Source organism: Actinomycetota bacterium (assembly GCA_030019255.1).
In the GTDB taxonomy this organism is placed as follows: domain Bacteria; phylum Actinomycetota; class Geothermincolia; order Geothermincolales; family RBG-13-55-18; genus Solincola_A.
Window position 1 is genome coordinate 89,569 of the sequence record JASEFK010000004.1, and the last position, 24,989, is coordinate 114,557.

The 24,989-nt window shown below is 63.5% G+C and carries 23 protein-coding genes and 1 tRNA gene; 14 read left to right on the top strand and 10 right to left on the bottom strand.

Annotation, left to right across the window (positions count from 1 at the left end; genetic code table 11):
- The coding region (locus tag QME84_04660; protein MDI6873556.1) for an ABC transporter ATP-binding protein at positions 1–195 on the top strand (195 nt) is incomplete at its 5' end.
- A gap of 63 nt (positions 196–258) precedes the next feature.
- Here the strand turns inward: QME84_04660 and QME84_04665 are convergent.
- Complete coding sequence (locus tag QME84_04665; GenBank protein ID MDI6873557.1) at positions 259–930, bottom strand: helix-turn-helix domain-containing protein; 672 nt, start codon at positions 928–930, stop codon at positions 259–261.
- Between the two features lie 386 nt (positions 931–1,316).
- Between QME84_04665 and QME84_04670 the strand changes: the two genes are divergently transcribed.
- The 6 genes from QME84_04670 to QME84_04695 all read left to right on the top strand — a co-directional run bounded on the left by QME84_04670 (position 1,317) and on the right by QME84_04695 (position 7,755).
- Complete coding sequence (locus QME84_04670) at positions 1,317–3,983, top strand: pyruvate formate lyase family protein (GenBank protein MDI6873558.1); 2,667 nt, start codon at positions 1,317–1,319, stop codon at positions 3,981–3,983.
- A gap of 223 nt (positions 3,984–4,206) precedes the next feature.
- On the top strand, positions 4,207–4,866 hold the full coding sequence (locus QME84_04675) for a hypothetical protein (GenBank protein MDI6873559.1): 660 nt from the start codon (positions 4,207–4,209) through the stop codon (positions 4,864–4,866).
- Positions 4,867–5,085: 219 nt separating this feature from the next.
- Positions 5,086–5,826, top strand: coding sequence for a 4-vinyl reductase (locus tag QME84_04680; GenBank protein ID MDI6873560.1), 741 nt, complete (start codon positions 5,086–5,088; stop codon positions 5,824–5,826).
- A 204-nt stretch (positions 5,827–6,030) separates the two neighbouring features.
- Positions 6,031–6,612, top strand: a complete 582-nt coding sequence (locus tag QME84_04685; protein MDI6873561.1) for a hypothetical protein — start codon at positions 6,031–6,033, stop codon at positions 6,610–6,612.
- A 140-nt stretch (positions 6,613–6,752) separates the two neighbouring features.
- Positions 6,753–7,388, top strand: a complete 636-nt coding sequence (locus QME84_04690) for a cobalamin-dependent protein (protein ID MDI6873562.1) — start codon at positions 6,753–6,755, stop codon at positions 7,386–7,388.
- Between the two features lie 40 nt (positions 7,389–7,428).
- Positions 7,429–7,755 carry a DUF6506 family protein gene (locus QME84_04695; GenBank protein MDI6873563.1) on the top strand — a complete coding sequence of 109 codons (327 nt, stop codon included), beginning with the start codon at positions 7,429–7,431 and terminating at the stop codon, positions 7,753–7,755.
- 396 nt (positions 7,756–8,151) lie between these two features.
- On the opposite strand, the gene QME84_04700 is transcribed toward QME84_04695, so the two are convergent.
- Positions 8,152–8,988 carry a methyltransferase domain-containing protein gene (locus tag QME84_04700; protein MDI6873564.1) on the bottom strand — a complete coding sequence of 279 codons (837 nt, stop codon included), beginning with the start codon at positions 8,986–8,988 and terminating at the stop codon, positions 8,152–8,154.
- A 523-nt stretch (positions 8,989–9,511) separates the two neighbouring features.
- On the opposite strand from QME84_04700, the gene QME84_04705 reads away from it, so the two are divergent.
- From QME84_04705 to QME84_04715, 3 genes are all read left to right on the top strand, one after another.
- Positions 9,512–10,204: a TetR/AcrR family transcriptional regulator gene (locus tag QME84_04705; GenBank protein MDI6873565.1), complete on the top strand. Its 693-nt coding sequence runs from the start codon at positions 9,512–9,514 to the stop codon at positions 10,202–10,204.
- A 157-nt stretch (positions 10,205–10,361) separates the two neighbouring features.
- Positions 10,362–10,454 (top strand) — tRNA-Ser (locus tag QME84_04710).
- Between the two features lie 191 nt (positions 10,455–10,645).
- Positions 10,646–11,251: a hypothetical protein gene (locus tag QME84_04715; GenBank protein ID MDI6873566.1), complete on the top strand. Its 606-nt coding sequence runs from the start codon at positions 10,646–10,648 to the stop codon at positions 11,249–11,251.
- Between the two features lie 23 nt (positions 11,252–11,274).
- Here the strand turns inward: QME84_04715 and QME84_04720 are convergent, their stop codons facing one another.
- Entirely contained in the window at positions 11,275–11,679 is a 405-nt protein-coding gene (locus tag QME84_04720) for a response regulator (protein ID MDI6873567.1), read from the bottom strand.
- Positions 11,680–12,411: 732 nt separating this feature from the next.
- Between QME84_04720 and QME84_04725 the strand changes: the two genes are divergently transcribed.
- The 3 genes from QME84_04725 (at position 12,412) to QME84_04735 (ending at position 16,483) form a co-directional block, all read left to right on the top strand.
- Positions 12,412–13,308, top strand: coding sequence for a TetR family transcriptional regulator (locus QME84_04725; GenBank protein ID MDI6873568.1), 897 nt, complete (start codon positions 12,412–12,414; stop codon positions 13,306–13,308).
- 831 nt (positions 13,309–14,139) lie between these two features.
- Positions 14,140–16,203 (top strand): aldehyde ferredoxin oxidoreductase family protein, encoded by a 2,064-nt coding sequence (locus QME84_04730; GenBank protein MDI6873569.1) that lies wholly within the window; start codon positions 14,140–14,142, stop codon positions 16,201–16,203.
- Complete coding sequence (locus tag QME84_04735; GenBank protein ID MDI6873570.1) at positions 16,196–16,483, top strand: MoaD family protein; 288 nt, start codon at positions 16,196–16,198, stop codon at positions 16,481–16,483. Before QME84_04730 ends, QME84_04735 begins: the two co-directional genes overlap by 8 nt.
- A gap of 13 nt (positions 16,484–16,496) precedes the next feature.
- On the opposite strand, the gene QME84_04740 is transcribed toward QME84_04735, so the two are convergent.
- Both QME84_04740 and dapA read right to left on the bottom strand, forming a co-directional pair.
- Positions 16,497–16,763 carry a hypothetical protein gene (locus QME84_04740; protein ID MDI6873571.1) on the bottom strand — a complete coding sequence of 89 codons (267 nt, stop codon included), beginning with the start codon at positions 16,761–16,763 and terminating at the stop codon, positions 16,497–16,499.
- 67 nt (positions 16,764–16,830) lie between these two features.
- Positions 16,831–17,745, bottom strand: coding sequence for a 4-hydroxy-tetrahydrodipicolinate synthase (gene dapA / locus QME84_04745; protein MDI6873572.1), 915 nt, complete (start codon positions 17,743–17,745; stop codon positions 16,831–16,833).
- Between the two features lie 622 nt (positions 17,746–18,367).
- Between dapA and QME84_04750 the strand changes: the two genes are divergently transcribed.
- Positions 18,368–19,771, top strand: a complete 1,404-nt coding sequence (locus tag QME84_04750) for an NAD(P)/FAD-dependent oxidoreductase (GenBank protein ID MDI6873573.1) — start codon at positions 18,368–18,370, stop codon at positions 19,769–19,771.
- A 37-nt stretch (positions 19,772–19,808) separates the two neighbouring features.
- Here the strand turns inward: QME84_04750 and QME84_04755 are convergent, their stop codons facing one another.
- From QME84_04755 to QME84_04775, 5 genes are all read right to left on the bottom strand, one after another.
- On the bottom strand, positions 19,809–19,958 hold the full coding sequence (locus tag QME84_04755; GenBank protein ID MDI6873574.1) for a hypothetical protein: 150 nt from the start codon (positions 19,956–19,958) through the stop codon (positions 19,809–19,811).
- 225 nt (positions 19,959–20,183) lie between these two features.
- Entirely contained in the window at positions 20,184–21,653 is a 1,470-nt protein-coding gene (locus QME84_04760; protein ID MDI6873575.1) for a diguanylate cyclase, read from the bottom strand.
- A gap of 357 nt (positions 21,654–22,010) precedes the next feature.
- Complete coding sequence (gene cpaB / locus QME84_04765; GenBank protein ID MDI6873576.1) at positions 22,011–22,676, bottom strand: Flp pilus assembly protein CpaB; 666 nt, start codon at positions 22,674–22,676, stop codon at positions 22,011–22,013.
- Positions 22,677–22,890: 214 nt separating this feature from the next.
- Positions 22,891–23,709: a HesA/MoeB/ThiF family protein gene (locus QME84_04770; GenBank protein MDI6873577.1), complete on the bottom strand. Its 819-nt coding sequence runs from the start codon at positions 23,707–23,709 to the stop codon at positions 22,891–22,893.
- Positions 23,710–23,887: 178 nt separating this feature from the next.
- The gene (locus QME84_04775) at positions 23,888–24,934 is read right to left on the bottom strand and encodes a nitronate monooxygenase (GenBank protein ID MDI6873578.1); all 1,047 of its coding nucleotides are present in this window, start codon (positions 24,932–24,934) and stop codon (positions 23,888–23,890) included.
- Positions 24,935–24,989 lie beyond the last annotated feature (55 nt).

The window sequence follows — 24,989 nt, forward strand, 5'->3', positions numbered from 1 at the left end:
CTCATCGCCGACGAGATAACCACCATGCTGGACGCCGTCACGCAGGCCCAGATATGGAAGGTCATACTGGGGAAGGTGAAGGAGAGCGGCCTCGGAGTGCTGGCCATAAGCCACGATGCCTCCCTTCTCAGGGTGGTGGCCGATCGCGTGGTGGAAATGAGGGAACTTTCCCCTTCCGCGGGGAAGGCTTCGTGAAGCGGGTCGAAGCGGGACGGGCATGTTCCTCCCTTGGTCGATTCACGCCTTGCGGGCGAGGTTTCAATCCCTCGAAGACCTTATGCGCCGGGCCTTCCTGCCGTCCCTCGCCTTCCCCGGCCCGCCCGCCATCCCTTCCATGGCCAGGCGGATGCATTGCCGTCCCGCTTCCCGCAGGGAGTAGGAGCCGTCCACCAGGCACCAGGCGAAGAGGGTGCCCACCATGCCGCGGTAGAGAACGCGGGCCAGCTCCTCCGCGCCCAGGTCCGTCCTTATCTCTCCCGCCTCCTGGCCCTCGGCGATCATCCTTTCCAGTTCCTGGTGGGGCCGGAACATGTCCGCGGTGGCCAGGGAGTACTTGAAGCCGGGCTCGATCTGGGTGGCGAAGGCCGTCTTCAGCGCCTCAGGGCCCGCCTCCTCGATGTACTTGAAAAAGAGGTCGGCGTAGCGGGACAGCCTTTCCAGGGCGCTGCGACCCTCCTCCCGGGCCCGGTGGTTGAGGGCCTGGTAGAATGAGTCCACTTGCCTGGCGAAGGGGAGGTACCTCTCCAGGAGGATCTGGTCCTTGGACCGGAAATAGTGGTAGAAGGCGCCCACCGAAAAACCCGCCTCGCGGCAGATATCGGCGATGGTCACCTTGTCGTAACCCCGCTCGTCGAAGAGGCGGACGGCCGTCTCCAGGATCCTGCGACGCGATTCTTCCGCCTGTTTCTTCCTCCGATTGGCTCTTTCCACGTCCCGGCCTCCTTCTCCACCCCCCGACCTTCGCGGCGTTATCTCCTCCGGGGGTGAATCATTGACAACACTGTCTGCCTTTATCATAATGCAGAATGTATTCGGCGAATGTATTCGATAAATGTTCCGCTGGGCGGTGGGTTAGATTTGACCGTTCCTGGGGCGGCGCATCCTGGACGACCAGGGCGCGTAGACGCACCGTGGGTTCGGGCGGAAAAAAATGACCCGTGAACCCGGGCCCGAGGTCGAAAATCGTGTAATTAACGGGAATCCCGGGAACGGCGCTCGTCGACCCAGGCGTATGCGGGCAAGTGAAGACATGCCGCCCACCGACGGTGAAGTCGGACCGGTAAGCCGGGCTCGAAGAAGGAAAGGGGGTTGCGTCCATGGGTTCCCTGTGGTTGGAAAGCCACCCCGCTGTGCTTTCCGAGAGGATAAGGCGTCTCAAGGAGGAGGCGCTGGCCAGTCCTCTGCATATCGACCTGGCACGCATCCGTGCCTACACCAGGGTTTGGAAGGAAATGGGGGAGGAAGGGGAAAGGAATCCCTGCCTCCGCGCCGCCCTGGCCCTGCGCGAGACCCTGCGCACCGTTGACGTGACCATCGGGGAACACGACCTCCTGGTGGGCACCAAGGGCGCCAGCCTGATGACCGATATCATCCCCATCGAGAGGTACAACTTCGAGGGCGCAGCCAACGCCATATCCCTCCTACCACTGTACATCGCCATGAATCCCCCCACTCAGAGGGAGTTCATCCGCGCCCTGGAGGGATGCAGGGAGGAGCTGGACAGGGACATCCTACCCTTCTGGAGGAAGAGGACGGCCCAGGAGAGGAAGATGGAGGCCTGGAGGAACGAGGGTCTCTACCGTCCTCTGGCGCTGCCCCTGAAGAACCCCCTGGACATGCTTCGGGCTTACCGTGCCTTCGGGGGTTGGCAGAAACTTAAGGGCATCGCTTCCGTGGCCCGGGGAGACATGGAGGGAGGGGTGGGAACGCAAAGAGAGGAAGCACGCAGGTCCCGCCCGGCGTTCCGGGAGAGGGTGCGGCGCCTCAAAGCCGCCTGGGGGGAGGCGCGCACCGCCCTGGGGATGTCTACCTTCCGGGGGGCGGTGCGCTTGCCCGCGCGCATCCTGGCCTTCATGAACGAGTGGTTTCCCTATTTCCTGTGGTTCAGCGGCGCCATGCAGGGTCACCTGATTCCCGGCTTCCACCGCGTCCTGGAGCTTGGCTTCGAGGGCATCGCCAAGAGGGCCCGGGAAGGTCTCTCGCGCCTGGACGAGGCGGACCCGGATCACCATCGCCGGCGCGACTTCCTGGAGTCGGTGGTGGTGGCCGCGGAGGCCATGGGAGAGTTTGCCGGGCGCTACGCTGACCTCGCCGAACGCCTGGCGGAGGGCGAGGAGGATGCTGCCAGGCGAGAGGATCTCCTGAAAATAGCGGAGAGATGCCACCGGGTTCCCATGAAACCGCCGCGGGATTTCATGGAGGCCCTGCAAAGCCTGTACCTGACCCACGTGGCCCTAATCATCAGCTACGGTTTCGACAACGTTTTCTCCGCAGGAAGGGTGGACCAGTATCTCTACCCCTATTACCGCCGGGACCTGGAGACGGGGAGGATAACCAGGGAGCAGGCTCTGGAGGCCCTGGAGGAGTACCTTATAAAGATATCGCGCAACAGGTTCTTTGGCCCCAACAACGTGACCATTGGTGGACTGGACAGGGAAGGCCGGGACGCCACCAATGAGCTTTCCTACCTGTTCCTGGAGGCCTTCGAGAACCTGGGAGGAGTGGGCAACGGCCTCTCGGTGAGGATATCCCGCCATACCCCCAGGGACTTCCTGGTGCGGGCCTGCGCCGTGAACCGTCGCACCGCCGGGATATCCCTCCTCAACGACGAGGTTATCATCCGGGACCTGGTGGCCGACGGCTACGCCCTGGAGGATGCCCGGAACTACAGCATCGTGGGATGCGTGGAGCCTCACGGCACGGGGGACAGCTATTCCCCCACCGCCCTTAACGGGTTCTGGCTGGCCGGGGTAGTGGAGATGGCCCTGAACGGCGGGAGGAGGAAGGTGACCGGGTCACGCCGCATAGGCGTTCCGACGCCGGACCCGCGCAGCTTTCGGTCCTTCGAGGAGGTGAAGGAGGCCTTCGCGAGGCAGCTGTCCTTCGTGATGGAGAAGGCGGCACGCATGAAGGAGTCCTCCGACCGTGTGTTCGCTGACTCCTTCCCCAATCCCCTCCTCTCCTCAACCATCGAGGGATGCCTGGAGTCGGGGATGGACGCCACCTGCGGGGGAGCCCGTTACAACCACGGTTGCATAAACATCCAGGGACTGGGAACGGCGGCCGATTCCCTGGCCGCCGTCAAGTGGGCCGTTTTTGACGAGAAGATAGTAACCATGGACGAGCTGCTCCGGGCCCTGGACAATGACTTCCGGGGCCACGAGTCCCTGCGGCAGACCCTGTTGCGCAAGGCGCCCAAGTACGGGAACGATGACCCCCGGGCCGATGAGATAGCGGCATGGATATCCCGCGTATTCACCGAGGAGGCGAAGAAATACCGCAGTTTCCGCGGGGATCCCTACCGATGCAGCTGTGTCTCCTCCGCCACCCAGCTGGTGGAGGGTTATTTCTGCGTGGCCACCCCGGACGGGCGGCGGGCCCTGGAGCCGGTCTCCAACAGCATGTCCCCGACCAACGGGATGGAGAGGACCGGGCTCACGGCGGTCCTCAAGTCGGCGGCGGTGGCGGGAGACGCTAATTACAGCGACGGCACGGCCCTCAACGTCCGGGTCAACCCCCTCGCCCTGAGGACCGGCGAGAACGTGGAGAAACTAGCTTCCCTGGTCGAAGCCTACTTCGCGATGAAAGGCAGGCATGTGCAGCTGAACCCGGTGGACGCGGCCACCCTGCGGGACGCCCAGGTGCACCCCGAGAAATACCCGGACCTCACGGTCAAGGTTTCGGGGTACTCCGCCCGCTTCGTGGAGCTTCCCCGGGCGCTGCAGGACGACATCATAGCCCGCACGGAATTCGAAGGGCTTTAGGCCCCGGCTCGGGGTGGTGCCGCCCTGCGGGCGAGGATCGTGTGCCGCATGTGATTATAGGGGAATTCTGGCTTCAGGCATGGAAACGTCAGGCCTTGGGTTTACCATCATGGCCATCGTGAGCGGACGTCTACAGAGAAGCTCTTAGGTGCGGACACGCAAGTCGAGTACGCCGCGGTGGTAATGGCCGTCGCGAGGGGGCATCTACGGAAAGGAGGTCCACATGTTCGTTCCTAATATAATCCCTTATACCCGGGAAGCCGAACAGGCCCTGGAGCAAGTGAGAAACATCTCCAATTTACAGTGGTCCATCCTGCCCCTGGTCGCCGTCCTGCTCTACGTTTATGCCCGGGAGATCCAGGAGAAGAATTACAACACCTTGTTCACCTGCCTCGCCTTCGCGGGATGCGGCCTGCTGCTGGAGATGCTCAACGCGCTCATCCTGCACTGGACGGGGAGGGCGGCGCTGTGGATGGCGGCGGGCGAATCCTCTTACCTGATCTTCGTGGGCATCAACATCGAGATAATCCTGTGCTTCTCCATTATCTGGGCGGCCGCCGCCAGGGTGTTGCCGGAAGATCGCGAATTGAAGATCTTGGGTATCCCCAACCGCCCCCTCTTCGCCGCGACCTTCGGTTTCCTGAGCATGTGTACCGAGGCGCTGCTCAACCGGGCGGGACTCCTAGTCTGGCAATGGTGGTGGTTCAAGTGGCCGTATGCGCTGCCGCAGATATTGGTGTTCTACACCCTTGCCTGGTATGGACTCATCCGTTTCCAGGATTCCGGTATTTCCTTCAGGGACAGGTGCAAGGCGGTAGGTGTCATCTACGCCGTGCTGATACCGGCGTTTATCGTTTTCGCCGTGGTCCTGAAATGGGTGTGAGAGGCTTCAAGGGAGGCGCGAACCCCTTTCACCCTTGCATACTCCTGTTTCCGGGCGAGCCCGAAGAAGGGGGTGACGGGATTCGCGGGAGGCCTGTCGCCGGGAAAAGATCGCCGAGGAGACGCGGTGGAGGACGTTCCCGGCGGGACGGAGACGCGGTGAAGCGGGTGAATTACGAAAGGGATCGACGACCCGTACGGATGGAGGGAAGGAGAGGTCATGATAGGCAAGCTTTCCCCGTACCAGGTAAAGATGGCTCTCAAGTTGACGGATTTCCTGGACCGGCATCCCCGCCTGGTGAGAAGCCTTCTTCGGCCCATCGCCAATGCGCCCTTGCTTCGGAGATACCTCTGGGTGGGAATAAGGGGATTCATGGGGGCCTCCGCCTTCGACTGCCACGTCATCGATGCCTCCAACGGGGTGGTCGATTTCGGAGGTGTCAAGGAGACCTTCTACCCGTCATGCATGACCACCATCATGCGGGAGACCCTGGTGCAGAAGGTCGGAGAGGAAAAGGCGGAGGAGGTCATCAGGAGAATCGCCCGGGAGTCGGTATACATGGAGGTGAAATTCGGCACGGAGGGCCGCTGGTTCCCGAGGCGGTTTCTCTCCTTCATGGGTGATTCCTCCGCCCTGGAGGCCATAAGGTCGGATCCCCACCTGCTCCGCCTGGTGACCAAGGGGTTGCACCTCACCAACCGCTTTATACATGACGAGGGCGGCTACGGCCGTATCGAGGTGGATCTCGCGGCGGATCCCATCCGGATCACCATCACCAACTCCCTTTCTGCCAGGCTCGCGGGACGTTCCGACAGGCCGGTTTGCGCCGCGAGTTGCGGCATGATGGAGGGCGCCATTAGTTACATGCTTGGAAGGAACTTCCGTGCCAGGGAGGTTCAATGCGCCGCCATGGGAGCTCCGCGTTGCGTCTTCGAGCTGAGCGAGGAGAGCACGCCCTGATGCAGATGTGGCTGCGGGCAAGCGGGATCGTAAGGTGCGAAGGAGGCGGAAATGAAAGCGGGCATCTCACGTGAAAAAGCGCTTAAATACCTTGGTTTCATCGAGTTCGCGAGAAATCATCCCTTGTTGTGCCGCGCGGTGTTTAACCTGGCGTACGGAATCCCGGCGCTGAAGAGAGCCCTGCCCATTTCCACGAAAATCTTCATGGGCGGGAGAATACTGGAATCATCCCGGGTGGATACGGGTAGGGGAGAGATAGGCTTCGCCGGCGTCGACAGGCAGATCGTGGGATCGGAGTTCCTGGAGGTGGTCTACCGGAACCTAAAGGAGCTGCTGGGGAAGGAAGAAGCGCAGAGGATTATGTACGACATGCATTTCCGGGTCATGGAGGAGCAATTGAAGAACCTGGATCTCGATGAAATTTTCCCGGCTTTCTGTGCCCCCCTTTTTCGCGAGCCCGTTGATCCGGCGCTCCTGGAAAGCGATCCCTCCCTGGCGCGCCTGTACGGAGAGCTTGAATCCATGCTGCTCAGGTTGCTCTTCAGCGAATCGGGATGGGGAAGCCCTGAATTCGATTCCACTCCCGTTCCGACCAGGGTGACGGTGCACGGATCTGTGGAGTCGGAATGGATACGGCCTTCCGCGGAGCCGGTTTGCTACGCCATGGCGGGGTCCCTGGCCGCCTTCGTGAGCTTTATCGCGGGGGAGAGATACGGAGCACGCGAAACGCGTTGCGCGGCCACCGGGGGGCCCGATTGTGTTTTCGTCGTGGAAAGGGAGGCATGAGCGTCTTTTGGTCCAGTTTCGGGACGGGTGTAATAAAATGGTTGTACGTGGTGGGCGCCTGGCTTGGACCCGGGAGGCCGGAGGTAGCTTGGCGGGAGCCGGAATAACCCCGGAGAGGAAAACATCGGAAGGAGGCGCGCATGGGAGAGCACCTGGAAGGAGTTTCCAGAGCCCTGGCAGAACTGGACCCGGACGCGGATATCGCCGCCATGGTTGAGGAGGCGCTGCGAGCGGGCGAGAAGGCCGGGGATATCCTGAGGGCCATGAGCGAGGGCATGGTGGAGGTCGGGAGGCGCTTCGAGGCCGGCGAATACTACCTGGCCGACCTGGTCCTGGCCGGGGAGGAGATGAAGGAGGGCCTGAAGATGCTGGAGCCCCACCTGGAGGTGGGGGATACTGGAAAGAAGGGAACGGTGGTCCTGTGCACCGTGAAAGGTGACATCCACGACATCGGGAAGAACCTGGTAGGAACCATGCTCAAAAGCGCCGGTTTCCGGGTGGTCGACCTGGGCGTGGACGTCCCGGCGGAGAGGGTGGTGGAGGCGGCGAGGTCGGAGTCGGCCTTCGCCGTGGGCCTCTCCGTGCTGCTGACCACCATGACCGGCTCCATAGGCGAGGTGGTGGAGGCGCTGCGGCGTGCAGGCCTGCGGGACGGCGTGAAGGTGGCCATCGGAGGCGCCTGCACCACCCCGGAGATGGTGGAGCGCTACGGGGTGGATGCCCTGGGACGCGACGCCGTGGAGGCGGTGCGCATCTTCTCCGAATGGGCGGCATGAGGGGACGGCGCCGGTCCCTCGGATGGAAGGAGGTGGAAGGATGGCTTTCGTGGCCGGATTCATCGCTCACGCTCCGGACGCGGATCCGGAGAAGCACCGCTGCGTGATAGACACCGGGAAGTACCGCCTGATCGTGGTAGTGGTGAGCAATCAGGAACAGGCCCTGGAGCAGAGCCGCAAGATGGTGGAGGAGGAGGGCATACACTCCATTCTCCTCTGCCCGGGGTTCACCCACGCCGACGTGGCGGCCATCGCTGAGGCGGTGGGGGGAAACGTGGGAGTCAACGTGGCCCGGGGGGACGGGCCAAGCAACCGCATCGCCGTGCAGACCATCGCCCGGGAATGGGGTTCCTTCCCGCATGGCTGAGAGACCCCGCGCTTTCGTAGCATGACCTTGATCCACCGCTGGTGAGGCATGATGCTTGGGACGACCCGAACCCAATCCCGGAGGGGAATGGCGAACATGCCTCCACCGTGCGGCGGAAGCCCCCGGTTCGATTAAGCGGTTGCCCCTTCCCTAGGTGTGCAAGAAAAGAAGCCATGGTATCCGGCGAGTCATGTCGAGGGGTTGCGTTGTTGGTGGCCGGGTGGGGTTTCCCTCCGCCGTGAGGGTGGGGTAAAGTTCCCGGGTCGTGGGCGAGGGAAAGGATGCCAGTGGTTCCGTGCATGAGTTGATGCACCGGACAAGGATGCGGCGTCTCCCTCCGCCCCCCGGCCGCGCGTGGGGGCGGGGGCCTGGGGAAGGAAGTTTCCACCTTCCCTCTCAAGCGGGTTTCTCGGCCTTGATGATGCCGTACCCGAAGAGACCGTCCCGGAAAAAGGAGTCCAGGATCTCGCACCCGGCGATGAAATCCTTCACCTTGTCCTCGGGGAACGCGCCCGGTTTCTCCTGCAGGGCGCGAAGGGCATTTTCCCTCCAGAGCCTGGGGGTAGGAAGTACCCGGTCCGTGATGTCCAGGATGGCCACTTCCCCGAAGCCCGCCTCCACCAGGCGGTCGGCGTAGGTGCCCATGGTGGGGAGCTGAGCGGGACCCCAGGCCTTGAGTAGCTTGTAATATTTTCCCAGGTGGACCAGAAAGAAAAGCAGCCCCTTGTGCGGCGAGAGCAGCTTGCGTTGCATGATATCGCACATGATCAGCGTACCTCCCTCGCGGAGGACGCGATGGCACTCGGTGAAGAGCCTGCGCTTGTCAAACATGGTGTGGGCGGCCTCCATTATCCAGACCAGGTCGAATGATCGGTCGGGATATCCGTTGTCCATGCCGTTGGCCACCCGGAAACGCACCTTGTCGTATCCCCGCTCCCGGGCTCCCTCCAGGGCCAAGCGCACGCACCGTTCGCTGGTGCTGATGCCCTCCACGAAGCACCCGTACCTCTCGTGGAGGCGGAAGGCCGGCGTGCCTATACCGCAACCCACGTCCAGCACCCGGGTGTCCGGGGTTATGTCGCACCACTCGGCCATCCTCTCGATCATGGCCTCGGCGGCCTCGGAGAGTTCCGTTTCCGGCCCGGCGAAGTAGCCGAAGTGAAAATTGTCCCCCATGAATTCCTTCCAGGCGTCGGTGATATTGTCGTAGTGGGTCGCAGAGTCCACCGGCATCGAGAAACACCCCCTTTTCGCTTCCCATCCCGCCCCGGGATCGAAATTCTTCCAGGACCACCCGCCGCCGAGCAATTTCCACGGCCCCACATCAGGTGACTTATTAATTATCCCCGTTGGGTTCGGTGGGCGCAACGGCAGTCGGCGATAAGGGGCACGGCTTGCGGGCCCCGCCCCGGAATACCCTTTCGACCCACGACCTTCCGCCGGGTTCGATGAGGGGGGAACTTTCCGCATCCACCGCTTGAGCCTGCCGGCGTTCGTCTTTGCGGCGCTTTACCGTACCGGAGGCGTTCCACCACGGCGGGATCATCGGGGCAGGAAACGTGGGCCTCCCGCCGCTCCGCGGGTCCTCCCGCTTGCTGTCGGGATCGGGGTTGCCTCCGTCACCTGAACGTGTCGTCCTTCGGGCGACCTCAAGGTTTGTCCCGGCCGGGGGCATGGTGTAACTTATTTGTCGTGTTCCCGTAGGATCCCGACGCTTCGGTTGCGATTGGAAAAAGTCGAGAAAAGAGAAGCACGTATGGCTGGAAAAGGCGCTGACCGACTCGGCCGTCCGCCCGGAAAAGCGGTGTCCGGGAAGGGGAGGATATACGGCGGGCTCACGCAGGAGAAGCGGAGGGAAGCCCGCAGGAACCGGCTGCTGGAGGCCGGACTGGAACTTTTCTCCAGCGAGGGCTATCACCGCACCCCCATAGAGCGGCTCTGCGAGGTATCCCACGTGACCACCCGCCACTTCTACGAGCTGTATCCGGGTAAGGAGGAGTTCTTCCGTGACCTGCTCGACACCCTCATCGAGGACTCCCGGCGTGCGGTGCTCGAGGCCCTGGGAAAGGAGTTCGCGGACCCCGTGGAGACGGCAAGGGCGGGGATATCCGCCTTCGTGCACTCTTACCTGGACGACCCGCGCCGGGTGCGCGTCATCCTGGTGGAGGCGGTGGGTATAAGCCCGGAGATGGAGCGGCACCGGCGGGGGCTCATCCACGACTTCGCCGGTATCATAGAGGCGAAGGCAAAGGAAATGGCACGCCGCGGCATGATTCCGGAAAGGGATTATTCCCTGGGGTCGCTGGCCCTGGCGGGGGCGGTGAACGAGCTCATGATCGACTGGGTGTATTCCGATTCACCGCCTCCCCAGGAAAGGGTCATCGAGGAGATCGTGGACCTTTTCCGCCTGGTGATCTTCGGGTTGAACGTTCTCAGGGGCAGGCTTTGAGCCCCTTTTCGACGGCGCGGCTTTCTACTTCACGTACCACTTCGCCGGGTGGGAGTCCTTATCGGACCGTCTTCAGGAAGGGCGGAACGGGGGCGTTCCTACCCGTACGCGCATGGCTTATAATGGACACAGGTGGGCGACTGCCGGGGCAACACGCGGAAGGGTGACCGAGCTGGCCTAAGGTGATCGCCTGCTAAGCGATTGTGCGGGTAAAACCGCACCGTGGGTTCGAATCCCACCCCTTCCGCCAGCAACCAGCCGGGAGAAGGACGCGGACTCTCCCGGTTTGCTTGTCCTTGAATCCGCTTCGGGCTGGGGGAGTCGGCCCGCTGAAAGGCGGGACCGTGGCGGAATGGGTATTCGCCGACGGACCGCATGGGACGGGCAGAAGCTCCACGGCCGCAGGGAAAGGATCCAAACCGGTCGGGAAAGGAGGAGGAATTGACCAGGAGAAGGCTGCGCAAGATAGTCGCCCGGGAGATGGGGCGGAAGTCCGTCGGGCGGGAGAGGCACCGGGAGCGGAGGAGGGAGAGGAGGCGCCGCGGGAGCAAAGTGGCTTTCCTGCTGGGTGCGGGAGCGGGGGTCCTTGCCGCCCGCGCCTACTTGGAGAGGCCGATCCCGGGCGCGGGAAGGGTGACCCTGGCCGATGAACAGCCCGGGCCCCTGAGCACCATGATGGCCGAGCTCATGAAAGGGCTGCTCAAGGACCCCCAGAAGAAAGCCCTGGCTGACGGCCTGAACCTCTCCTTGGCCCTGCAGGACCTGAACAACCCCGACCTGGCCGCCACCATGCGTTTCGCGGGAAGCGACGTCACGGTGAGCAACGGCGTGGCGGAGGACACCGACGTGTACGTGGGGACCGAGCTGGGAGTGCTCCTGAGCCTGGCCAAGGCGGGCAAGGGCAGGCAGTTCATCGAGTGGCTGCGGTCCGAGGAGGGGAGGAAGGTCGTCGAGGCCGTGCGCGGGGGGCGTTTCAGGATAAGGGGCGTGGCGCGCAAGCCCCTGCAGATGCTCCGCTTCCAGAAGCTTCTGACCCCCTCCGGCTGACATACGGCAGCGCGGGAGGTTTTTCACCGCCGGGAGGAGCCGTTGCAGCCCGGTTTACCTCCGGGAAAGATCAGCCTCTTGACCGTCTCGCGCAGCTCCTCGAGCTTGAAGGGCTTGGTTATGTAGGCCTCCGCGCCCATCTCCCGGCATCTTGCCCGGTCCTCCATCCCGCTCTTGGCGGTGAGCATGATGATGGGGATGTCCCTGGTCTCGCCGGAGGCCTTGAGCTGCCGGAGGACCTCGTAGCCGTCCATGCCGGGCATCATGATGTCCAGCAGGATGATGTCCGGTTTTTCGGCGGCCGCCAGGCGCAGGGCCTCCCGGCCGCTGGGCGCCGTGTACACCTTGATGCCTATCTTGGCCAGGTTGAGCTCCAGCAGTCGGAGGAACAATTGATCGTCGTCCACCACCAGGGCTCGAGCTTCCATTATTTCCCTCCGAAGCCCGGCCGACACCCTACCCTATTAGTTTACCCCGCTCTACTTCCCGCAAAACCCGCTTTTCCGGGAAACGAAGTGCCCGGTACCGCTCCGGGTTTCCTTTCCCGCCCCGCTTCATGCGAAACCCGGTACCTCGCAGGTGGCAGGATCTCCCAAGCTACCATCCTTTTCCCATGATACATTTCCTCGGCAGCCATGTTTTCGGAAAATGAACCCCCCTTCAGGTATCCCTTGAACGGGATCTCTGCCTGCCAAGTGGTGAATCTTGCATGCATCTGCTCCTTGGCGCTCCACGCGCCGGCAGTTGAGGGCTTCCATTGGGCACGGGGAGGAGACGGGAGAAGCAATCGGCGGCAAGGAGGGGATCCGGGCCGGTACGGCCTTTGGCAAGGTGACCGGAAAATGACGGAAAGACGCGGTTATCCCGCATGTTTGGCGGTATTGAATTGGATTGACACCGGCTTTCCTCTTGCAAGTTTTCGATTATCGATCTGCCGGATGATTCCGGGTGGTCCTCCAGGGACGAGGCGGACAACCCGTGGCAGGGGAAGCAAGCACCGGGATATCCCGTTTTTTGACCCTCGGTCCCGGAGCTCCGCTCGGACCTCAAGCCGCGATGTGTCGGGTCCCGTTGACAGCCCGGGGAGCGGACCCTAATATATGACTGACTGTCCAGTTTTTTCCGATACTATGAAATGTATGCCGCAAAGGAGGAAGGCTTTGGCGCGAAAGAAAAACCAGGCGACGAAGAAGGAAGGCGCAAGGCGGTCCGCGCCGGGCTGGGAGGCGGAGGAGTTCCTGCGGGTCTTCCGGAGCCGGACGGGAAACGCCGTTACCCGCAACCGGCTGGAGCGCTACCTGCGGGAGGGGCTCGTGTTCCCGCCGGGGAAGGATGGCCGTTTCGACGAGACCCACCTGGAGCGTCTGCAGATGCTTGAGCACCTGCGCTCCCGCTACGGGATGAGTATGCGGGACATGGCGGGGATATTCGGGGTGCTGGAGGGTAAGCGCGAGGAGCCCTCCCGGGAGGGGGCGGCCGAGAGGGGGGATGACCGGAGGAGGAAGATCATCGCCAACGCGGCGCGCCTCTTCGCCGGCAAGGGCTACCACGGCACCACGGTGGACGAGATCGTGCAGGCCACGGGGATCGCCAAGGGGACCTTCTACCTCTATTTCGAAAGCAAGGAGGACCTGCTGGTCGAGGTGATCAAGAACCTCATCGACGAGACTCTGCAGAGGATAGACGAGAAACTGCGCGGGAAGGGGAGGAGCGATTTCATAACCCGCATCGAGGCCAAGGGGGAGGAGCTCCTCGGGCTTTACCTCGAGAACAGCGAGCTACTGTACATGCTGCTCGGGGAGACGGTGGGCAACCACCGCCTGCAGGAACAGCTCCACGAGGTCTACGAGCGGCTCGCGGAGCGGCTGGAGGAGGACCTGCAGTGGGGGGTGCAGGAGGGGGAGATATTTCCCTACCAGGACCTGCGGACGGTGGCCTACGCCCTGGTGGGCATGGGGCAGACGGTGGCCATCCTGGTCTCGGGGTCGGACCGGGAACAGCTGCCCAGGATACGGGCCACCGTGGACCAGCTCATCCGGCGCATTTTCTCGCGCTGAGTCCAGCTCCCGCCCGTAGGCAGGGCCAGCCTTGCCTTCTGGTGGGTAAAGAAATTACGCCTCTCTCTTTCTTAAGCCTCCCCCTTTCCTTGTCGGGAGGGCGCTTTAGCGCGTCTTTGGAAGGGGCAGCTGCCGTCTCCCCCCGACGGGAAGTTTGATGGAAGAGGCTCCTGCCCGCGGTTCGGCCCACAAAATAGAGGACCCCGGTTTCCGGCAAACCGGGGTCAGCAGGGAGGGAGGTGCTCCGGTAGGGGTACCAGAGCACGGATGAGGTCACATCCTTATCCACCGTCCTTCCCTGATCCCCCTCCGGGGGCGGGAAGGTGTTAATAAGTGATGCTACCTTCAGGTTTACATATATACACCTTTTCGGATGAATAATCAAGACATTTGTTTTTTCGACTTTCCGGTTCCCTCCAATTGCCGCATAAGCGCCTTGATGCGCCGTGCACGGTGGTCCCGGCTATGTGGTAGAGCCCTCCGGGAACGGGCCGAGCGGTTGCCGCCGGAGCGACTACGGGCGCGGTCCGCGGGTACTGCCCCGCATCCCGTTCGGAGAGGCTTTTGTCGTAAGGGATAAAGCCGGGGCCCGGACTCGCGGATGCAGGGCTCGGAAAGTCGGACGGCCGCTTTCTCGCCCGGTCGTTCGCCTTCCTTCTGTTATAATGGCCTTAACCGTTTGGCGGGACAGGGTTTCTCGCAAGAGTCAGGGGCAAAACGACCGACGCTTTCGATTCCCGTCGCTCTTGAACAGGCCGGCTCTTCCGGCGGACGGGACGGCGGGTGCTCCCGAAGTCGGCGGAGGAGGAAAAAGGAGGGAAGTGTCTCATGATGGGTGGTAACTGGGGCAAGGTCCTTAAGGTGGATCTCACGGAGCGGACCATCGAGGAGGAGGTCATTCCGGAGGAGCATTACCGGGATTTCCTGGGCGGAAGCGGGTTGGCCGCCAAGTGGTTCTTCGACCACCGGGGCTGGGAGGCGGAGCCGCTTTCCCCGGAGAACCCCCTGATGATCATGAACGGACCGCTCTCGGGCACCAACTATCCCGGGGTCTCCCGGCTGGAGATCTGCGCCCGCTCTCCCCTGACCGGGATATGGGGAGAGGCCTCCATGGGGGGCCACTTCTCCCCCCAGCTCAAGCGCACGGGCTATGACGGCATCATCGTCCTGGGAGCCTCCGAGAAACCCGTTTATCTCTACGTGACCGACGAGGGTGCCGAGATACGCGACGCCTCCCACCTGTGGGGCAAGGACACCTACGAGACGGAGGAGCTCCTCAAGCAAGAGGTGGGGGACAAGCGCGCCCAGGTGATATGCATCGGGCCGGCCGGCGAGAACCTGGTAAAATTCGCCAACGTGATGAACGACCGTGGCTCCACAGCGGGGCGCTGCGGCATGGGCGCGGTGATGGGATACAAGCGCCTCAAGGCGGTGGTGGCCCGCGGCAACAAGAAGTTCCCGGTGGCCGACGAGGCGGGATTCAAGGCGGCACGGGAGAAGATGTCCGAGGCGCTCAAGTTCAGCATGGTGGCCGAGGGGCTGCATGCCTTCGGGTCCAATGTGCACATGGAATACGGCATGGCCATCGGCGACGTGCCGACGAAGAACTGGCGGGAGGCCTACTGGGCGGAAGGACCGGAAAAGCTGGGCGGGACCACGGTGGCGGAGACCATCCTCACCCGCACCCATTCCTGCTTCGCCTGCCCCATCGCCTGCAAGCGCATCGTGGAGATAAAGGAAGGGCCTTATCGCATGGAGGAGGGGCCGGGCTCGGAGTACGAGGCGGCGGCCGCCCTGGGGACCCTCCAGAGGATGGACAGCATGGAGGCCAACCACAAGGCCAACGAGCTCTGCAACCGCTACGGGATGGACGTCATCTCCTGCGGGGGAGTCATCGCCTACGCCACGGAGGCCTTCGAGGCGGGCCTGATAAAAAAGTCCGATACCGGCGGTCTCAAGCTGGGTTGGAACCAGCCGGACACCCTGCTCGAGCTCATCCGGAGGATCGCCTTCCGCGAGGGCATCGGGGACGAGATGGCGGAGGGCGTGCGCTCCATGTCCCGCAAGTTCGGTGGGGAGGAGTTCGCCATCCACGTCAAGGGGCTGGAGTGCCCCATGCACGACCCGAGGGCTCTCTGGGGCATGGCCCTCACTTACGCCACCTCCATCCGGGGCGCCTGCCACTGCGCGGATTCCAACCTCTACGTGGACCTCGGTCTGCTCAACCATAACGAGCTGGGGGTGAAGAGGAGCTGGCCCTACCGGGCCAAGGGGAAGGCGGCCCAGACGGTGGCCTCCCAGAAGAAGGGAGTCATCGCCAACTCGGCGGTCATCTGCGAGTACGCCTGGAATGCAGCGGGAGGTTCGCTGGCGGAGATGGCGGAGGCGCTTCGCGCGCTCACCGGTTTCAATTATACGGTGGAAGAGCTGGCCAAAGTGGGGGACCGCATATGGTACATCAAGCGGGCCATCGGCAACCTCTGCGGGGCCACGCGGGAGGACGACCGCCTGCCGCGGCGCATCCTCGAGCCCCATCCGGAGGGGATAACCTCCAACCTGCACCTGGCGGTCTTCCCCCAGTTCATGTCCATGGTGCCCATGGGGAAGCTCAGGATGGAACGGGTCAAGGAGACCACGGCCAGCCTGATGAAAAAGTACCTCTTCCCCAACATGGACAAGATCCTGACCTCCCTCAACAAGCTGCCCGTGTTCTCCACGCGGGGGAAGAAGCTGGAGAGGAAGGACCCGGAGGAGATAAGGCGGAGGACGGTGGCCTTCGACGAGATGCTGGAAGAGTACTACCGCCTCCGGGACATCGACGAAAAAGGGAGGCCCAGCCGGCGGCGGCTGGAGGAGCTGGGCCTCAATGACGTGGCCGACGTCCTCCATGGATGAGAGGAGGGCGCGTCAGGGCGGGGATGAGGAGATGCCCCTGGTAAAACTCTACGCCACCCTGCGCAAGGCGGCGGGGGAGAAGGAGTACCCGAGCCAGGCTCGCACCGTGGGCCAGGTGCTCGAGGAGCTGCGGGAACGTTACGGCGACGGGGTGATCCGCTACCTGCGCGGGTGCATCGTGCTGGTCAACGGGCAGAACATAGGGTACCTGAAGGGCAAAAGGACCAAGCTCAAAGCGGAGGACGAGGTCTCCATATTCCCACCTTTGGCGGGGGGTTAGGCCCGGGACCCGATCAGAGGGGGGTGACGGTGAAGCCCCCGCCGCTGGGAGTCCCGCCCACCTGGAGGGCGGCCAGCTCCCTGACGCAGCCGGCGAGCATCTCCTGGGCGGCGCCCACCTCCTGGAGGGCATCGGCTATTCGTTTGGAAACATCTACCAAAGAGGTGTTGGAGGCCAGCGCCGACCACTGGCGCAGGTGTTCGGCCTCCTGCCGCAGACGCTCCGAGCTGTGCTTGAGGGCCACCTTCAGGGTGACCAGGTCGATGCCTTCGCGGCACATTGTGTTCACCTCCCGCCAAGCCAGCGACTTCTATCCCCTCCAGTGTATAACGCACCTTCGCCGCACGTCACACGCAGGCCTCGGGGGCCGCCTTGCCCAGTTCCACCATGGCCCGGCGCAGTATCTCCTTCCCCTTCTCCGTCATGCCGCTCAGGGGGAGCCTCACCCCTCCGACTTCCACGCCCATCCAGTTGAGGGCTTGCTTGATGGCCGTGGGGTTGGGCTCGCAGAAGAGGGCGCGCACCAGCGGGAGCACTCGGTAGTGTATCTCGCGGGCTTCCTCCCACTTCCCCTCCCACACCAGGCGGCACATGCGCCCGAATTCCTTCCCCAGGACGTGGCCCACGGCGGCGATGCATCCCTGCCCGCCCAGGCAGAGGACCAGGAAGGTCACCGCATCTTCGCCGGAGTAGACGGAGAAATCCATGCCCGCCTTGCGGGTCTCCTCGATGATGGAGCTGACCTGCAGGATGTCGCCCGAGGCCTCCTTGATGCCCACGATGTTCTCCAGCTCCGCCAGGCGGAGTACGGTATCCACCTCCACATTACGGCCGGTCCGGAAGGGGATGTTGTAGAGGATGAGGGGGAGGGAAGTGCTTTCAGCGATGGCCTTGAAATGGTGGTAGATGCCCTCCTGGCTGGGGCGGTTGTAATAGGGGCTGACCTGGAGGCTGCCGTCCACGCCGATCTTTTCCGCGGCCACGGTCATCTGGATAGCCTCCTCCGTGCTGTTGCTCCCGGTGCCGGCGATGACCGGTACTCGGCCCGCCGTTTCCTGGTACACGATCTCGATGACCCTCATGTGCTCCTGGTGGCTCAGGGTGGGCGATTCGCCGGTGGTTCCGCAGGGTATGAGGGCATCGGCTTCCTGTTCCTCGATGAGGTAGTTGACCAGCCTGCGCAGCGCCGGCTCGTCCACCCGGCCTCTCTCGTCGAAGGGGGTGACCAGGGGGATAAGACAGCCCTTCACCTTCCAGTCCACCTTGCCGACCTCCTCTCTCGCTTCGCCGATCCTCGGATGGCGGGGGTCCCCGACCGGAAGGCCCTCGCGACATTCGCCGTCGTGAACCGGACACCGTTTCAGTGGGTGCCCTCCCGCCGTTCACCGCCGCGGGGCGGGCCCGGCGAGAAACCCTCCCACAAGCGCACCCGCGAGGGTTGACGGACGAGGAAGACCTCCGCCGGCTCGCCACGTGCCCGGTATGCGCCGGCACGGGGCGCGGTCGTCCCTTGCTCCTCCTGTCCCCGCCGCGGCGGTATAGGTGTAATGATAGCAGAATGGGACCGGCGTAAGATGTTACTGACAAAAAGTCGTATTTGCCATTATATGGAATCTCGCTCTCGGGGACCGGAAATTACCCCCCACCCTATTGACAGCCGGAAAAGCGATGATAATATGAAAGCGTTCCGGCTGAGCTCGGGAAAAAACCGAATCCAAGCGCTTGTATTATTGCGCACCCGGAACGTAGGTAGGAACCCAGGATGCCGAGTAGAAAACGTCGCGGCTTCGCGCCCGACGGTCCCAAAGGTATCTTGGGTTTCTACTATTTTTAAAACCCTGCGCTTCCCGCGGAGCGCAGGCGGATGGAAACGGGAGGTGCTTCATGTCCGACGGGTTGGCGGGCAAGAAGGTGGTGGTCATCGGGACAGGCATAGGCGGCTCGGGGGTTTCCGCCCTGCTGGCCAGGGAGGGGGCCCAGGTGCTGGTCCTGGAGAGGAACTCCTTTCCGGGAGGAAAAGCGGCCAGCTTTGAGCGCGAGGGGTTCACTTACGACACTGGAGTTCATTGGCTCTCGCGGGGCGACAAGGGCCCTCTGGGGGAGATAGCCGACCTGGTGGGGGCGGAGGTAAGCTACCGGTCACTAGAGCCGGCCATGCAGTTCACCGCGGGGGGGCGGACGGCCACCCTTTACCAGGACATGGACGACCAGGAGGTACTGGAGCGACTCTTCGAGGAGATCGGAGTGCTCTCCGAGAACCGACCCGGAGCCCGGGCGCTCTTCGAGGACCTGGCGAGGGAACGCTCCCCGCGTGAGCTCGAGGAACTGGACGAGGTTTCCTTCTCCGATTACTGCGCGCGGTTCGTGGACGACGAGCAGTTGAACCGCTTGCTGGACGGCTTCACCGGCATGTACATGTGCATCTCCCGGAGGGCCGCCTCGGCGGCGGAGTTCATACTGTGCTTTTCCAGCCAGGTGAAGGAGAAGAACCTATGTTATCCCGTGGGAGGGATGCGCGCCGTTCCCGTGGCCTACCTGAAGGCCCTGGAGTCCATGGGCGGGGAGGTGCGATACTCCACCCCCGTGGAACGCATCGTGGTGGAGTCGGGTAAGGTGCGGGGCGTGGAGGCTGGAGGGTTCATACCCGCCGACCTGGTTATCAGCAACACCGGAATAAAGGAGACGGTGGCCCTGGCCGGGAGGCACAACTTTCCCGACGACTACCTGGCCCGGGTGGACTCCCTGCGCCTTTCTTTCGGGGCGGTGAGCGTGAAGTATGCCCTTGATGCCCCGGTGGTGAAGCCCCACCTGTTCTGCTATTTCCCCGACTTCCGGGATCCCGGGCTTGCGGAGAGGCAGGCGGCGGTGTTCGTCCCCGTGCCCTCCGCCGCCGACCCCTCCCTGGCGCCTCCCGGCTGCCAGCTGGTCCTGGCCGGGTCCCTGGCCCCTCCCGGCCTGGAGGACAGGAAGCGGGCGGCGGAGATATGCGAGGAGATCCTGGACCGCATCGAGAACACCATGCGGGACCTCTTCCCGGGCATCGAGGACCATATCGTCTGGAAGATAAGGACGGACACCCGCTACATCGCGGAGATATCCGGGAGATGGACGGGAGAGGTCATCGGGCTGGCCCAGAACCGGCACCAGGTGGGGAAGAACCGTCCCTCCCAGATAACGCCGGTGGAAGGGCTCTACCTGGTGGGGGCGGACGCCGGGGGCCGCGGGGTGGGCACGGAGATGGCCGCGGACAGCGCCCTAAACCTGTGGAGGTTGCTGCTCCATTCCTGAAGACTGCCCCCGTAAGCGGCGGCATGGCGGAAGGGGGTCAGCCGGCCTTGGCCAGGGTGCAGGACCACTCGCCCTCCATCACCCCGTATTCCGACCACAGGAAGAGGATCTCCCGCAGGAAGGACTCCGCGTCCGGAGCTCTCCGGTAGGCCTCCTCGAGGCGTTCGCGGATCAGTTCGTAATCCATCTCCTTCACCTCCAGGGGCATGATAGCTGGGAGGGGTGACAAAGCGCGAAGAGGCCGCCGGGAAGATGTCCGGCTCAGGGAGAAAGGCTGAAGCTTCAAAGGGGAGGATGGTAGGAACACGGAGGCAAGCGGCAGCGGGGTGGTGCATTTCATAGCCGGACAATATGCGCCAGGCGGAGGAGTTAGAACGAACGTGGAGGCAAGCGCCGGCGAGGTTGTGCGTCCTCATTCCCGGTAGCGCACCAGGTTGCGACCGGATTCCTTGGCCTCGTAGAGGGCGGCGTCGGCCTTGGCGACGATGTCCGAGCGGTCCTGCACGTCCGGGGAGGGGAAAGAGGTCACGCCCTGACTTACGGTGACCCGCACCGGCTTTCCTCCGGGGGCCGTGAACTCGTGGTTTTCCACCGCCATGCGAATGCGTTCCGCGGTTTGCACCGCGCTATCCAGGTCCGTCTCCGGGAGGAGAATGGCGAACTCCTCGCCGCCGTAGCGGGCCAGGATGTCCATGCTTCGCAGGCACCCCTTGATCAAGGAAGCGGTTTCCTTGAGGATCTCGTCGCCGAAGAGGTGGCCGTAGGTGTCGTTTATCTTCTTGAAAAAATCGATGTCCAGCATGATGAGGGAGAAGACGGTGTTGTAGCGCAGGGACCTCTTGTACTCCTTCTCGAAGAGCTCCTGGAAAAAGCGGTGATTGTAGATACGGGTCAGGCCGTCGGTGATGGCCATGCGCTTGGCCCCCTCGTAGAGGCGGGAGTTGTCCACGATCATCACCAGCTGGTTGCTCACCAGGTTGAGGATGCTGGGGGCGTCGCGCCGGAAGGCGGGCGTGGGGGGGCCGGCAAGCAGCAGCAGGCCGATGGGCACCTGGTGGGCGACGAGGGGGATGTGGATGTAGGACAATTCCGCGGGTTTTTCCGGGGGCAAGGTGACCAGGTTGTCCTCGAGGAGGACCGTCCGCCCCACCGACTGCTCGTCCCCGGGCCGCCAGGCGTACCCGGTGGCGGTCTCCAATGCCTGGGAGACCACGTTCTCCAGGATGTCCGGGGTAACGGGGCGGTTGAGGTAGAGGTAGAGCTCCCTTTCCTCGAAGAGCAGCAGGGCCCCCGCGTGGTAGTTGAAAAGCTTATCCAGTATCTGGAAAATAGAACATACCGTTTCCGTGAAGTCCTGCATGGATTCGGCGAGGGAGGCGATGTCGTTCAGGATGGTGGTCTCGAAGAGCTTGCGGTCCAGGAGATCAGTTATCTTGTTGATAACGTAATCCTCGCTGACCTCCTTGCGCCGGCGGCGGGCGAGGTCCCGGGCTTCCCGGTTCTTTTCCGAGGACGACAGCAGCGCCTCCACCTCGCGGAGGAGATGTTCGGGCTTGAATCCCTTGGTGATGTAGGCGTCGGCGCCGGTCTTCAATCCCCAGAACATGTCGGTCTGGTGTTCCCTGCCGGTGAGCATGATGATGGGCATCCAGGAGGTCATGGGATCCTCCTTCAGGAGACGGCAGACCTGGTAGCCCTTGATCTTGGGCATCTCGATGTCCAGGATCATGAGGTCGGGGAGAAGGGAGAAGGCCTTCATGGCCGCCTCGATTCCGTCCCAGGCCACGTCCACCCGGTAACCGGCCTTCTCCAGTATGGACCCGGTGACCTTGACCACCAGCTTGTTGTCGTCCGCCAGGAGCAGGTGTTTCCCGTCTTCCATAAGGCCCCCTCACCTTTCCGCCCTTGATTTATCGGCGGGCGGAGCGAGGAAATTAAATCGCTCATCAAGGTCACGGCGCTTTGCCCGGCGCCTTGCGCTTTTTCCCGCCCTTCCGGAAATTCGCTGAACGCTCAAAAATGGGGTCGGCGTGGATGCCGGCCTCAACCCCTCGATCCTCCGGGAGGAAAGGTCTTCCCGGTCCTCCGCCCCTCCGCAAGGGTGGAGGTGGTGGAGCTTTATGCCGGGGAGAGACAGAAAGCGATAGTAAACGTGGACGTTAGCCTTGCCTACCGTTATTAAACGGGAAACACCTGGTCTCATCCGGCAAGATATCGTTTTTCCACCAGCCTTCGAAATTCAATCTTCTCGGGAGCGCAGGAGAACCTCCACCCGCCCTTCCTTCAGGGCGGTGGCCAACAGGCAGGCCTCCTCGGGGGTGACCTCGAGGAGAAGGCAGCCGGAGGGCAGAGGGGTTGAGCCGGATGAGGATTCCCAGGAGGAGGCGGAGTTTTCCGTAGCGGTCATCCCCAGCACCTTCACGTTCTCCAGGCCCAGGCGGGCGGAATCCCCCTCCACGAAGACGATGTCCACCCGTCCCTCCGGGGGAAGGGAGGAAAGGGGGAAGTTCGTCGCTTCCTGGGGGAGGGGAAAGGCGCGGAAGCCGGGTGTGATAGACTCGCATGCCTCCTCGCCTTCGCTGGAGAGGAGGGCACTTTCGAGGATCGGCTCTCCCTGCCGCACCGGGCGAGCCAGGCGCCTTCCGGATACCCGGGAGAGCTCGGTGTAGGTCCCCGGCAGGAGGTAACGGTCGGGGAAGGGCACCAGCTGGAGGGAGGAGGAGTCGAGGACCTCCCCGCCCCGCAGGTTCCTGGCCGCCACCACCAGTTCCACCAGCCGGCCGGCCTGGGCTACGCGAGCGGTCACCCCGCGCAGGTAGGCGAAGACAATGAGGGCGGATAAGGCGGCGGCTATGGCGGCCGCGACGAGGTAATAGCGCGAGCTCCGCAGCTGAAGCAGTTCCAACTCTCGCCTCCTTTCTTCTCGGTAATTCGAGATCCTCGGTCGGCCGCGGGCCGGGGGAGACACGGGCCGAGTGGACTTCGGGTCGGCCCGCCGTACTACTCCCGCGGGAAACCCTAAACCGTAGACGGCATCGGGCTCCCGGTTCGGCTGCCGTTAAAATGCGGATTCCATCACGGTGTTAAGGTGTCCGGCACCGTCACCGGTGAGGTCCCGTTTACTTCAGGGGGATGAACTGGAATAGATTGGTGGAGGTATCCAGGAACAGGAAGCCGTGCCGGATGGTCTCTCCACCGCAGATGACCTTGACCACCTCCTGGGCCTGCAGGGTGGCCACCAGGGCGGGGGTGGTAGGAGGGTTCCCCTCCACCACCTCCACACCCCGCTCGCCGGCGTCGCCGTAGAGTACCCTCAGGCCGGGGTCCCCAGGGTAGACGGTCATCACCTGCCCGGCGTGGCCGGCGATGGCGCCGTGCACCATTGGCACGCCCAGGCGGGCGCAGCCCTCCTCGAGGGCCAGGCGGGAGGGGACGTTGTCCAGGGCGTCAACCACCACCTCGGCTCCCGAGAAGACCTCGGTCACGTTTTCCGTGGTTACCAGGAGCTGAAGGGCGATGACCTGGAGGGAGGAATTGACCTCCCGCACGCGCTCGCCGGCCCTCTCCGCCTTGGGTCGGCCGAGGTCCGACTCCCGGCACAGGAGCTGCCGGTTGAGGTTGTTCTCCTCGAAGGCGTCCCCATCGACCAGGATGAGGCGGCCCACCCCGTAGCGGGCCAGGAGCTCGGCCACGTATCCCCCCAGCCCCCCGAGTCCGCAAACCCCCACGCAGGAACGCAGGAGGCGGAGCTGCCCCTGCATGCCCAGAGTCCCCATGTTCCGCTGGTAGCGCGCGGGAACCAACCCGGCCTCCAGGCACGCCATCTCCGCCTCGATGGGCGCGAGTCCCGCCCGACGCGCCGCTTCTCGAATGGCCCCGTGAGGCACCACCCGGAAGCCTCCCTCCTCCCGGGAGGCTCCTTTCAGGTACTCGACCAACCCGACGTCCATGGTGGAATTATATAACATGTATAACTTATGCACAAGACCCGGGCGTAACCTCCGCTCCCGGGAATATCGGGCGAGCAGGAAGGACGGTGAGCAAGACTCGGGGCACGATCTCCCCTTCCCAGGGAATACGAAAACCCGGGAGGGCGTTACCACCGGCCGTCCGGGCTCAGCCGATCTTGGTGCCCAGCTGGCGGATGATCTCCTCCGCCTCGCTCACCGTGCGCTCTATGACTTCCTTGACCGTGGGGATGTCGTGGAGAAGGCCGGTCACCTGCCCCACGGGGAGCACGCCGTTGACCGTGTCCCCGTCCTCAGTGGCGATGCGGATGAGCTTGAAGGCGTTGGCCATGTAGGCCAGCTGCTTGGCGTTTTGCCATCCCGAGGCCAGGACCCCGATGAAGAGCTTCCAGTAGGGGAGCTTGAGCATCTGGGCGATGGCCCGGGAGTTGGGGATGGCCTTGAGCATCTGGATGGGGTTGAGGCCCCGCTTGATGGCCTTGCGCGCCCCTTCGGTGTCCAGTACCCGGCACCACAGCCCGTCGAAGCGCTTGGAATAGAGGGTGTCATAGACGTCCTTCTCCAGGGAGAGACGCTTGTAGTTCTCGTGCAGGGGGCTCTCCACGGTGGTCATGAAGCGGGTTCCCATGGCCACCCCTTCTGCCCCAAGCGCCAGCGCGGCGGCCAGACCCCGCCCGTCGCCCACTCCACCGGCGGCGATGACTGGTATGTCCAGGTTGGAGGCCAGGCTGGGCACCAAGCAGAAGGTGGTCACCTGTTCCCCGTGGGCGGCCGCCTCGTTCCCGGTGGCGATGATCGCGTCGCAGCCGTATTCCTGGGCCCGGCGGGCATGGCGGAGGTTGGTCACCGTGGCCAGCACCTTCCCCCCGTACTCGTGGGCGGCCTGCACTATCCAGTCTCCCTTGCCCAGGGAAAAGTTGATGACCGGCACCTTCTCCTCCAGGAGCACCTGGGCGTTCTGGGCCGCGCCGGGGAAGAGCAGGGACACGTTGGCGCCGAAGGGCTTGTCCGTGAGTTCACGGATTTCCCTCACCGCCTTCCTGGTCTCCTCCGTGTCCAGCACCCCGGTGGCCAGAAGGCCCAGGCCTCCGGCGTTGGAGACCGCCGCTACCATGCTGGGCACGCTTATCCAGCTCATGCCGGAAAGAAGTATGGGATGCTCGATGCCCAAAAGCTCGGTGATGCGCGTTTTCATGGGCTGCTCCTTCCTCTACTCCGTAAAGCCTTTCACCCTTCCCTCCCCGCCGCTC

What these genes read in the sequence shown, in the direction of transcription:
- QME84_04700 (MDI6873564.1), bottom strand. Translation starts at nt 8,988, where the DNA reads ATGCCGGTGGACTCTGCGACCCACTACGACAATATCACCGACGCCTGG.
- QME84_04720 (MDI6873567.1), bottom strand. Translation starts at nt 11,679, where the DNA reads ATGGAAGCTCGAGCCCTGGTGGTGGACGACGATCAATTGTTCCTCCGA.
- QME84_04695 (MDI6873563.1), top strand. Translation starts at nt 7,429, where the DNA reads ATGGCTTTCGTGGCCGGATTCATCGCTCACGCTCCGGACGCGGATCCG.
- QME84_04685 (MDI6873561.1), top strand. Translation starts at nt 6,031, where the DNA reads ATGGGCGGGAGAATACTGGAATCATCCCGGGTGGATACGGGTAGGGGA.
- QME84_04670 (MDI6873558.1), top strand. Translation starts at nt 1,317, where the DNA reads ATGGGTTCCCTGTGGTTGGAAAGCCACCCCGCTGTGCTTTCCGAGAGG.
- QME84_04735 (MDI6873570.1), top strand. Translation starts at nt 16,196, where the DNA reads ATGGATGAGAGGAGGGCGCGTCAGGGCGGGGATGAGGAGATGCCCCTG.
- QME84_04705 (MDI6873565.1), top strand. Translation starts at nt 9,512, where the DNA reads ATGGCTGGAAAAGGCGCTGACCGACTCGGCCGTCCGCCCGGAAAAGCG.
- QME84_04680 (MDI6873560.1), top strand. Translation starts at nt 5,086, where the DNA reads ATGATAGGCAAGCTTTCCCCGTACCAGGTAAAGATGGCTCTCAAGTTG.
- QME84_04775 (MDI6873578.1), bottom strand. Translation starts at nt 24,934, where the DNA reads ATGAAAACGCGCATCACCGAGCTTTTGGGCATCGAGCATCCCATACTT.
- QME84_04675 (MDI6873559.1), top strand. Translation starts at nt 4,207, where the DNA reads ATGTTCGTTCCTAATATAATCCCTTATACCCGGGAAGCCGAACAGGCC.
- QME84_04755 (MDI6873574.1), bottom strand. Translation starts at nt 19,958, where the DNA reads ATGGATTACGAACTGATCCGCGAACGCCTCGAGGAGGCCTACCGGAGA.
- QME84_04760 (MDI6873575.1), bottom strand. Translation starts at nt 21,653, where the DNA reads ATGGAAGACGGGAAACACCTGCTCCTGGCGGACGACAACAAGCTGGTG.
- QME84_04750 (MDI6873573.1), top strand. Translation starts at nt 18,368, where the DNA reads ATGTCCGACGGGTTGGCGGGCAAGAAGGTGGTGGTCATCGGGACAGGC.
- QME84_04730 (MDI6873569.1), top strand. Translation starts at nt 14,140, where the DNA reads ATGGGTGGTAACTGGGGCAAGGTCCTTAAGGTGGATCTCACGGAGCGG.
- QME84_04690 (MDI6873562.1), top strand. Translation starts at nt 6,753, where the DNA reads ATGGGAGAGCACCTGGAAGGAGTTTCCAGAGCCCTGGCAGAACTGGAC.
- QME84_04740 (MDI6873571.1), bottom strand. Translation starts at nt 16,763, where the DNA reads ATGTGCCGCGAAGGCATCGACCTGGTCACCCTGAAGGTGGCCCTCAAG.